General features: G+C 73.1%; 2 protein-coding genes and 1 pseudogene. All 3 read left to right on the top strand.

The genetic code is table 11. The annotated features are described in order from the left end of the window. Positions 1-738, top strand: a 738-nt coding sequence (gene trpD, locus ACE3N6_RS19120; RefSeq protein ID WP_374247409.1) for an anthranilate phosphoribosyltransferase, incomplete at its 5' end; no start/stop codon positions are given. A 58-nt stretch (positions 739-796) separates the two neighbouring features. Continuing rightward, the gene (trpC, locus tag ACE3N6_RS19115; protein WP_374247408.1) at positions 797-1,585 is read left to right on the top strand and encodes an indole-3-glycerol phosphate synthase TrpC; all 789 of its coding nucleotides are present in this window, start codon (positions 797-799) and stop codon (positions 1,583-1,585) included. A 3-nt stretch (positions 1,586-1,588) separates the two neighbouring features. Beyond that, a pseudogene (locus tag ACE3N6_RS19110) lies at positions 1,589-2,583 on the top strand (DUF490 domain-containing protein); the annotation flags it as partial.

Genomic DNA, 2,583 nt, shown 5'->3' with positions numbered 1-2,583 from the left:
GCCACCATCTTCGTGGCCGCCGCGGCGGGTGCCCGGGTGGCCAAGCACGGCGGGCGCAGCGTCTCCAGCAAGTCCGGCAGCGCCGACGTGCTCGAAGCCCTGGGCGTCAACATCAACCTCACGCCCGAGCAGGTGGCCGAGTGCGTCGGCCGCACCGGCATCGGCTTCATGTTCGCCCCCAACCACCACAGCGCCATGAAGAACGTGGCGCCGGTGCGCCGCGAGATGGGCGTGCGCACCATCTTCAACATCCTGGGCCCCCTCACCAACCCCGCCAGCGCGCCCAACACCCTGCTGGGCGTGTTCCACCCCGATCTGGTGGGCATCTGCGTGCGCGTGATGGAGCGCCTGGGCGCGAGGCACGTGCTGGTGGTGCATGGCCGCGACAGCATGGATGAAGTGTCGCTGGGCGCCTCCACCCTGGTGGGCGAGCTGAAGGACGGCCAGATCCGCGAATACGAGATCCACCCGGAAGACTTCGGCCTCACCATGATGTCGAGCCGCAACCTCCAGGTGGCCGACGCCGACGAATCCAGAGCCATGCTGCTGGGCGTGCTCGACAACAAGCCCGGCGCCGCCCGCGAGATCGTCGCCCTCAACGCCGGCACCGCGCTGTACACCGCCAATCTGGCGGATTCCATCGGCGAAGGCATCCTGCGTGCCCGCGAGGTGCTCGCCTCCGGCGCCGCCCGGGCCAAGCTCGAGGAATTCGTCGCCTGCACCCAGTCGTTCGCGTAAGCCGGCGCCCGATCCACGCATCGCGGGCGGACGACTCCGCCCCTACGAAAGAAGCCCCATGTCCGACATCCTCAACAAGATCCTCGCCGTCAAGCACACCGAGGTCGCCGCCGCCCGCGCCGCCGTGTCCGACGCCGCGGTGCGCGAGCTGGCCGCCGCCCAGGCCCCCGCGCGGGATTTCGTCGGCGCCATGCGCGCCAAGATCGCCGCCGGCCGCCCCGCGGTGATCGCCGAGATCAAGAAGGCCAGCCCCTCCAAGGGCGTGATCCGCGCCGACTTCCGCCCCGCCGAGATCGCCGCCGGCTACGAGCAGGCCGGCGCCGCCTGCCTGTCGGTGCTCACCGACCGCCAGTTCTTCCAGGGCGCGCCGGAATACCTCCAGGCCGCCCGCGCCGCCTGCGGCCTGCCGGCCCTGCGCAAGGATTTCCTGGTCGACCCCTATCAGGTGTTCGAGGCCCGCGCGATGGGCGCCGACGCCATCCTGCTGATCGCCTCCGCCCTCAGCCTCGCCCAGATGCAGGAGATGGAAGCCATCGCCGAGCGCCTGGGCCTGGGCGTGCTGGTCGAGGTGCACGACGGCGCCGAGCTGGACGTGGCCCTCAAGCTGCGCACCCCCCTCATCGGCATCAACAACCGCAACCTGCGCACCTTCGAGGTCAGCCTGCAGACCACCCTCGACCTGCTCGGGCGCATCCCCGCCGGGCGCATCGTCGTCACCGAGTCGGGCATCCTCGCCCCGGCCGACGTGGCCCTGATGCGCGAGCACAAGGTCGATGCCTTCCTGGTGGGCGAAGCCTTCATGCGCGCCGACGACCCCGGCGCCGGCCTCGCCGCCCTGTTCGGCTGACCCATGCACGACACGGCGGCGCCCGCCGCCCCGCCCACCCCGGGCGACCCCTCGCCGCCGCGCCGCGCCGGCTGGGGGCGGCGGCTCCTGCGCGGCCTGCTCGCCGCCTTCTTCGCCCTGCTCACCGTGGCGGTGGTGCTGGTGGGCTGGCTGGGCGGCACCGCCTCCGGTCTGGGGCTGCTGGTGGATTTCGTCGCCCGGCTGTCGGGCGGCGTCGTCACCGTCGAGCAGGCCGAAGGCTACCTGCTGGGCGACCTCAAGCTGCGCCTGCTGCGGGTGCGCACCCCCACCCTGCAGGTGGACGTGCGCGACCTCGCCCTCACCTGGAACCCTGCCGCGCTCACCCGCTCCCGGCTCGACATCGCCCACCTCGCCGCCGCCGAAGTGCAGGTGGCCAGCGCCCCCAGCGACGAGCCCTCCACCCTGCCGGCCAGCCTTGAGCTGCCCGCCGCCCTCGCCATCGACCGCTTCGAGATCGGCCGCCTGCGGGTGGGCAAGCTGATCGACGGCCAGCCCGCCGCGCCCGACGTGGATTTCACCGCCCTCTCCGGCGCCCTTGTCTCCGACGGCCGCCACCACCGGGCGACCGGCCTTGCCGCCAGCGCCCCCTTTGGCCAGCTCGCCGCCGACGCCGAACTCGACGGCCGGCGGCCTTTCCCCCTCAAGGCCGGCGCCAGCCTCGCCACCCGCCACGCCGACCAGGCCTGGGCAGTGAACGCCAGGGCCGGGGGCGACCTGCAAACCCTGCGGCTCGACGCCACCCTGGCCGGCGCCGGCATCGACGGCACCGCCGCCATCCTCGCCACCCCCTTCGCCAGCCTGCCGCTGCAGTCGGCCAAGGCCCACCTCAAGGGCGTGGACCCGAAGCGTTTCCACCCCGACGCCCCCACCGCCACCCTCGACATCGACATCGACCTCACCCCCACCGCCATCGCCGGCAAGCCCGCCGACTGGGCGGTGAGTGGCCCCCTGCGCATTGTCAACCGCGCCCCGGGCAG

The organism is Zoogloea sp., from assembly GCF_041904905.1.
In the GTDB taxonomy this organism is placed as follows: Bacteria; Pseudomonadota; Gammaproteobacteria; order Burkholderiales; family Rhodocyclaceae; genus Zoogloea.
Note: the sequence above shows the minus strand (reverse complement) of the source record. Positions and strands in the feature narration are given on the sequence as shown.

Bases quoted from the DNA above. Each gene is read 5' to 3' on its own strand.
- trpC (WP_374247408.1), top strand. From the start codon at position 797: ATGTCCGACATCCTCAACAAGATCCTCGCCGTCAAGCACACCGAGGTC.